The sequence below is a fragment of the Pseudomonas sp. P4_C3 genome, assembly GCF_056402075.1.
Window position 1 is genome coordinate 1 of record NZ_JBFUIC010000223.1, and the last position, 7,480, is coordinate 7,480.

Below are 7,480 nucleotides of genomic sequence, written 5' to 3' on the forward strand. Positions count from 1 at the left end.
GTGTTGGCAAGGCCGAGCGTTACAAAGTGGCCGAGCTGGCGCTGGCGAAGGTTGGATTGAGCGAGTGGACTTCACGCTATCCAAGCGAGCTGTCCGGGGGTATGCAGCAACGGGTCGGACTGGCGCGTGCACTCACAGCTGACCCAGAAGTGATTTTGATGGATGAGCCGTTCAGCGCGCTTGATCCGCTGATTCGCCGACAGTTGCAGGATGAGTTCCGCCAGCTGACCAAGGAGCTGGGCAAGTCCGCGGTGTTTATTACACACGACCTGGACGAGGCCATCCGCATCGGTGACCGCATTGCGATCATGAAAGATGGCGCCATCATTCAGGTTGGCACCGCCGAGGAAATCGTGCTCAACCCGGCTGACGACTACGTGGCGGAATTCGTCGCCGGCATTTCCCGATTGCATCTGGTCAAGGCTCACTCGGTCATGACGTCTGTCCAGGCCTACAAGGCAGCACATCCGACTTGCGACATTTCCAGGCTCACCAAAACCTCGCTTGACGCCGATATCGATGAACTCATCGGTTTGACGATGAAGTCCGTGCGCGACGCGCTTGCCGTCGTCGATAACGGAACAGTGGTGGGGATCATTACGCCTCGTGATCTGCTGCGTGGCGTTCAAGGTATTCCCAACGAGTCTGCGTCCGTAGCAACTGCCAATGCGATGGAGGCGTCCGCATGAGCACGCCGGATTTTTCCAGTCAGTTTGATACCTCCATTGATGCAGGACTGGAATGGCTTTCGGATAATGGCGAGTTCGTGTTCGATGCCGTCAATGCGGTGCTGAAGGGCATCTACGAAGGCGTGCTGTGGTGTATCGCCTATCCACCGCACTACGCCGTAGCGATTGTCATGGCGTTGATTGGCTGGCGTCTGGCTGGCGTTCGCTTTGCGACTCTCACAGGTTTGGCCTTGTTGTTTTGCGACGTCATCGGCTTGTGGCCAGAGACAGTCAGCACGCTTGCCCTGGTGCTCACAGCGACTGTCCTGGCACTGGTCGTCGCCATTCCACTGGGGGTCATTGCCGGTCTGGCGCCGGCCTTTGATCGTGTGGTTGATCCTTGTCTGGATTTGATCCAAACGATGCCGCCCTACATCTACCTGCTACCGGCCATTGCACTGCTCGGCTACGGCCCTGCCACGGCGCTGTTGGCGACTTTTATCGTTGCGCTTCCCCCTGCGCTACGACTGACCTCCCTGGGTATTCGCATGACACCCAAGGAGTTCATCGAGTTGGGAGATGCCAGCGGCGTGACTGGAATGCAGATGTTTTTCAAGATCCGCTTACCGTTCGCCATGCCCAGCATCATGGCCGGTGTCAACCAAAGTCTGATGATGGCGTTTGGTATGGTCGTCATCGCCGGCATTGTGGGTTCGGGCGGTTTGGGCGAGGCGATTTACGGTTCCATCCGTACGTTGGATATCGCCAAGTCGATCAATGCGGCCATCGCTATCGTTATCCTGACCATGATCCTGGATCGTCTGGCGCAGAGTGCTGCACAGGCGCGGGTGAGGGCTTCCCAATGACAACGCACATTCAATTTTCTCCAGGCGATTACCTGGCTCCTGCCGTTGACTGGCTGAACACGAATTTACATGGCTTGTTCAAAGGGATCAGTCAGGTCGTTGAGGGGGTACTCGGTGCAGTGGAGGGAACGCTGCTTGCTCCCCATCCGTATTTATTCATCGGTATTGTCGTTGTCGCGGCCTTCTTTTTTGCCAATAAGCGAGTCGCTGTTTTCGCTGCGCTGATGTTGGCTTTCTGTTTGTTCGCTGGCCTTTGGGTCGCGTCCATCCAGACGATCGCGCTCGTCAGCGTGTCGGTCCTGATCTCTGTTGCCATTGCTTTCCCGCTGGGGGTTCTGGCCGCCCGGGTGAAGCGTGTAGATGAAGCGTTGCTGCCGATTCTGAACATCATGCAAACGGTGCCGCCCTGGGTATACCTGATCCCCGCAGTGATGCTGTTCAGCTTGGGACGGGTGCCCGCGATCATCGCAACGATTGTTTACGGCATCCCGCCGATGCTCAGATTGACGACTCTGGCCTTCAAGCAGCTGCCCAAGGATCTCCTTGAGTTGGGCCAGGCGTCCGGTGCTTCACCTAAAGACATTCTGTTCAAAATTGAACTGCCGACAGCCGGACCCACGCTGTTGGTAGGCCTGAACCAATGCATCCTCATGTCCTTGGCGWTGGTGGTGCTGGCTGGTTTGGTGGGGGCGGGCGGTCTGGGGGCTGAAGTTACCCGTGGCCTCTCCAGGATGGAGATGGGCTTGGGCCTTCGAGCGGGCCTGGCCATTGTCGCTATTGCGCTGCTGTTGGATCGACTGTCACGGGGCGCGTTGCAGCGTCACTCCCCCAGCAAACTCCTTTGAAAGGGCATCAGTATGAGACGCAGCTTTTTTTGCATTGATTCGCACGCGTGCGGCAACCCGGTTCGGGTTGTAGCGGGCGGAGCACCGCTGCTGCCCTCCGTATCGATGGCGGAGCGTCGCGATATTTTCGTGCGTGACCACGACTGGGTACGCACCGCATTGATGTTCGAGCCCCGGGGGCACGACATCATGTCCGGCGTCATCATCTATCCATCGGTACGTGACGACTGCGACTTCGGTGCGTTGTTTATCGAAGTCAGCGGCTGCCTGCCGATGTGTGGAGCGGGCACCATCGGATTATCGACCGTGGTCATTGAAGAGGGCTTGGTGACACCTCGTGAGCCGGGAAAACTCGCCATTGAAACACCGGCAGGACGGGTCGATGTCGAATACACCATGGGCGGCGAATTTGTTGAGTCGATTCGCTTGTTCAACGTAGCCAGCTACCTGCACAGCGCCGATGTGGTGGTGGAAGTACCGGGTATTGGTACGTTTACGGTGGACATCGCCTACGGCGGGAATTTCTATGCGGTGGTCGAACCACAGGAGTGCTGGACTGGATTCGAAGGGCAGACGACGGCTGACATCGTGGGGTTGAGCCAGAAGCTGCGTGCAGCGCTCTCGGTCATATGTGACCCTGTGCATCCTGAGAACAGCAGAATCAGTGGTGTTCACCACATTATCTGGTGTGACAAACCACACAGTAGAACCGTGCATGGCCGCTGTGCAGTATTCTACGGTGATAAAGCTATTGATCGTTCTCCCGGTGGTACCGGTACCTCGGCCCGGATGGCTCAGCTCTTCGCAAAGGGGCGGCTGAATGTCGGCGACATTTACCGACTTGAAAGTCTGATTGGTACGATCTACGAAGGAAAGGTTGAGGCGTCGGTAAAAGTCGGAACCTTCGACGCAATGAAGCCAAGTGTCAGCGGCTGGGCTGAGGTGATAGGTCACAACACCATTTTCGTCGATGATAAAGACCCTCTGGCTCACGGGTTCCAGCTCGCATAAAACAGTTTGGTCACGGCGTCAGCGGTTGATTCTTCGCAGACGCAGATTCAACCTTGGTTTGCACAAAGGCTGCATTTGTCAGTGTAAAAAAAGCGAGGCGCAAAGTGATCGAACGACGAGATTTCAGCGGGTGTATGAAAGGTAAAAACCTGCGCTATCTGGAAGAGACTCGGAGCGAGCCGACGGCTCATGCCCGGGCAGGATTTTTACTGCTCGAACACTTCTCGTTGCCTGCATTTACGCAAGCGCTCGATACGATTGTCACTGCCAACCTTTTGCGGCCTACGTTGTTCTCTTCACGAACCTTCGGGGTGCAGGACGGAGAGGTCACCAGCGACCTTGGCCTGGTCATTCGACCGGAYGCGCGTTTGGACGTCGCAGCACTCAAAGACCTTAATTTGCTGGTCATCTGCGGCGGCTATCGCACCGAACTCAAAGTCAATCACGAGCTGATCAGCATCCTTAAAACGGCATCGGAACTGGGTATCACCCTGGCCGGGCTGTGGAATGGGGCGTGGTTTTTGGGCGTGTCAGGTTTACTTGAAGGGTATCGTTGTGCGATTCATCCCGAGCACCGACCTGCGCTCGCAGAAATTTCCAAAGTCACGCATGTCACCAGTGAAGCATTTGTCATGGATCGAGACCGGCTCACGGCTTCGAGTCCGGCGGGTGCTTATCATATGGCTCTCGAATGGATCAAAGGGCTGCATGGCAAGGCGCTTGTCGAGGGCATCGAAGACATTCTGTCTTTCGAAGAGTCGCGGTATCGGCGTATCAAACCGACACAGAACATCTCGTTGAGCGCCCCCCTCAAAGAGGTGGTCAAACTGATGGACGCCAACCTGGAAGAACCGTTGCAAATGGACCAACTGGCGGTATATGCCGGACGTTCCCGTCGACAAATAGAGCGCTTGTTCAAAGAGCAACTGGGTACCACGCCGCAACGGTATTACCTGGAATTGCGCATTACCGAAGCACGGCGCTTGCTTCAGCACACAGAGCTGTCTCAGGTTGATGTGCTGGTCGCATGCGGCTTTGTTTCACCGAGCCATTTCAGCAAATGCTACAGCTCGTATTTTGGTTACCGGCCTTCGAGAGAAACGCGGTTGGTGAAGTAAAAAAGGGCTGTCGCAAAAATTTTAAGGAGGAGGGCATGACCGAGTTGCGATTGAAGTGCGACCGAACAGAAAATGCTGCGCCCACCGTTGCCGTTAGTCCTGGGGTCGCAAGGCCTCAACTCGGGATTTTCCTATGCCTGCTTTCAATGCTTATCTTTGCGAGCCAGGACGGAATAACCAAGGTGCTTGTCAAAGACTTCCCGGTTGCCCAACTGGTCATGGTGCGTTACTGGGTGTTTGTCGTTTTTGCCTTCGGATATGCCGCCTACCAAGGTRGGGTCAAGGAGTCTTTATGCAGTAAACACCCTTGGCTCCAAATCATTCGAGCCCTGTTAGCCGTTGGTGAAATAGTACTGTTTGCAGTCGGGTTACGATATTTAGGTTTGGCTGAAATGCACGCTCTCTATGCGGTATTCCCTCTGATGACTTTGGCATTGGCGGGGGGCCTGCTAGGAGAGTTTGTCGGGCTACGACGTTGGATCGCTGCTGCCATAGGGTYCACCGGCACACTGATCATCCTGCGACCAGGCGCGGGCGTCTTTGAACTCGCGGCCGTGATTCCCTTGCTGTCTGCTTTAGGGTTCGCATTCTTCAATGTACTGACGCGCCGGATTAGCCAGCACGATTCCTTTGCGACGAACATGCTTTTTATGGCAAGTGTGGGTGCCCTGACAATTACATTTGTGGGGCTGCCAGCCTGGGTTTCTCCGACTCCGGTCCAGGGCTTCTTGATGGRGATCCTGTCATTGACGGGAGTAGTCGCTCAGATTCTCCTCATTCAAGCACTGAAGTACGCGACCGCTTCTACCCTGCAGCCTTTCAACTATGCGCTTCTGGTGTTCGCCACTTTGGTTGGTGTAATCGTTTTTGCCGAGCGCCCTGATACCTGGGTGGTTGTCGGCGCAGCGTTGGTGATTATCGGGGGGCTGTATGCGATTAAAGCAAAGGTGTGAACGTACCTGAATGTATGAAGTAATCAATGTGTGGTTGGTTTCCTGGATGAGCAAGGCCATAAAAAGGGCAGCYCAAAGCTGCCCTTTTCCCAACCTGCTCCTTAGGCGGCGCTAAACAGCTTGTGCGGATCCATGACGAATTTTTTCGGCACCCCGGCATCGAACTCGTGGTAACCGCGCGGCGCGTCGTCCAGGCTGATTACCTGCACGCCGACGACCTCGGCAATGTTGATCCGGTCCCACATGATCGCCTGCATCAGCTGACGGTTGTACTTCATCGTCGGGGTCTGGCCGGTGTGGAAGCTGTGGGACTTGGCCCAGCCGAGGCCGAAACGGATGTTCAGGCTGCCATGCTTGGCGGCTTTGTTGACCGCGCCCGGGTCTTCGGTGACATACAGACCGGGGATACCGATATTGCCGGCGACCCGCACCACGCCCATCAGCGCGTTGAGCACATCGGCCGGGGCCTCGTGCTGCGCGCCGTCATGGCCGTGGCCACGGGCTTCGAAGCCGACCGCATCGACCGCACAATCGACTTCCGGCTCACCAAGCAGGTTAGCGATTTGCTCGTACAGCGGAGTGTCCTGGGTCAGGTCGGCGATCTCGAAGCCCTGGGCCTTGGCATGCGCCAGACGCAGCGGATTGACGTCGCCGACGATCACCACCGCCGCACCAAGCAGACGGGCGGAGGCGGCAGCAGCCAGTCCGACCGGACCGGCACCGGCGATATACACCGTGCTGCCAGGGCCGACACCGGCGGTGACCGCGCCGTGGTAGCCGGTCGGCAGGATATCGGAGAGGCAGGTCAGGTCGCGGATTTTCTCCATGGCCTTGTCGCGGTCGGGCAGCTTCAGCAGGTTGAAGTCGGCATACGGCACCAGCACGTATTCGGCCTGGCCGCCAACCCAGTCGCCCATGTCCACATAGCCATAGGCACCGCCGGGGCGCGCCGGGTTGACCGTCAGGCAGACGCCGGTGTGCTGTTCCTTGCAACTGCGACAACGGCCGCAGGCGACATTGAACGGCACCGAGACCAGGTCACCGATCTGCACGTTTTCCACGTCACGGCCCCTCTCGATCACCTCGCCGGTGATCTCATGGCCAAGTACCAGCCCGACCTGGGCCGTGGTCCGGCCACGCACCATATGCTGGTCGGAGCCGCAGATATTGGTCGAAACCACGCGCAGGATCACGCCATGGTCGATGCGCTTGCCGCGCGGGTCTTCCATTTTCGGATAGGGGATGGTCTGCACCTCGACCTTGCCTGCGCCGAGATACACGACACCACGATTACCAGACATGCTTTCACCTCGCTTTTGTTGTTGTGAGAACACGGCCCTTGTACTGCGAAGGGGCGCGCGGCCTTACAGTGCGGCGGTATATGTCTTGCGTTTGCGCGTGAATGCAGATCGGTTGGAAGTTACCTTCCAACCACGCGTGATTAGCAGTCATCGTATCGATCCTACGCCTGGTATCAGCACTCTGCGAGGGCATTTAGCACCCAATCACCGCCTGTTTCCTGCCATGCTCCGAACAATCGCCTATCGTCGGTTCCGATGCTTGCTGGAGGTATGCGTCCCTCCGTGCCTAATGCGTCTATGATTCAGCCTGGATCTTCCATGAGGATGCAGTACTTACCAACAGGATCAGCGCCTGTATCCCCGGATATCCACCTGCAGCGCCAGGTGTGAGTTGTATGTTGAGTATCTATTTCCCCTCAGTTTCCATGGATTCAGGGGCTAACCCCGGACGATAGGAGCAAGCGCGATGATTGCGGACTGGACTGGTCAGGTAGCGCTTGTCAGCGGAGCCGGTAGTGAACGAGGCATTGGCATTGCGATTGCGAAGMGACTGGGCAGCCTGGGCGTTAAGTTGATAATCACAGGCAGCAGCGCTCGCATTCATGATCGGGTTGAGGAGTTACGTGCCGCAGGATTTGAAGCGCAAGGGCGTGCGGCGGACTTGATTGAAGAAGATCAAGTCCTTGAACTTACCACTTGGGCAGAGTCGGTATGGGGA

8 protein-coding genes are annotated in these 7,480 nt (G+C 56.9%); 7 read left to right on the forward strand and 1 reads right to left on the reverse strand.

What is annotated here, in order from left to right; genetic code table 11:
- The 6 genes from AC1DVH_RS23605 to AC1DVH_RS23630 form a co-directional block, all read left to right on the forward strand.
- On the forward strand, window positions 1–689 hold a 689-nt coding region (locus tag AC1DVH_RS23605; protein WP_477755853.1), incomplete at its 5' end, for an ATP-binding cassette domain-containing protein.
- Complete coding sequence (locus AC1DVH_RS23610) at window positions 686–1,534, forward strand: ABC transporter permease (RefSeq protein ID WP_477755854.1); 849 nt, start codon at window positions 686–688, stop codon at window positions 1,532–1,534. The genes AC1DVH_RS23605 and AC1DVH_RS23610, both read left to right, overlap by 4 nt.
- Window positions 1,531–2,379, forward strand: coding sequence for an ABC transporter permease (locus AC1DVH_RS23615; protein WP_477755855.1), 849 nt, complete (start codon window positions 1,531–1,533; stop codon window positions 2,377–2,379). Before AC1DVH_RS23610 ends, AC1DVH_RS23615 begins: the two co-directional genes overlap by 4 nt.
- Before the next feature lie 12 nt (window positions 2,380–2,391).
- Window positions 2,392–3,390 carry a 4-hydroxyproline epimerase gene (locus AC1DVH_RS23620; RefSeq protein WP_477755856.1) on the forward strand — a complete coding sequence of 333 codons (999 nt, stop codon included), beginning with the start codon at window positions 2,392–2,394 and terminating at the stop codon, window positions 3,388–3,390.
- Between the two features lie 104 nt (window positions 3,391–3,494).
- Window positions 3,495–4,508, forward strand: coding sequence for a GlxA family transcriptional regulator (locus tag AC1DVH_RS23625; RefSeq protein ID WP_477755857.1), 1,014 nt, complete (start codon window positions 3,495–3,497; stop codon window positions 4,506–4,508).
- Window positions 4,509–4,543: 35 nt separating this feature from the next.
- The gene (locus AC1DVH_RS23630; protein ID WP_477755858.1) at window positions 4,544–5,461 is read left to right on the forward strand and encodes a DMT family transporter; all 918 of its coding nucleotides are present in this window, start codon (window positions 4,544–4,546) and stop codon (window positions 5,459–5,461) included.
- 101 nt (window positions 5,462–5,562) lie between these two features.
- On the opposite strand, the gene fdhA is transcribed toward AC1DVH_RS23630, so the two are convergent.
- A complete protein-coding gene (fdhA, locus tag AC1DVH_RS23635; protein WP_477755859.1) occupies window positions 5,563–6,762 on the reverse strand; it encodes a formaldehyde dehydrogenase, glutathione-independent in 1,200 nt (399 codons plus the stop codon).
- Between the two features lie 466 nt (window positions 6,763–7,228).
- Here fdhA and AC1DVH_RS23640 point away from each other — a divergent pair.
- Window positions 7,229–7,480 (forward strand): SDR family NAD(P)-dependent oxidoreductase (locus AC1DVH_RS23640; RefSeq protein WP_477755860.1); only part of this gene is annotated, 252 nt, incomplete at its 3' end.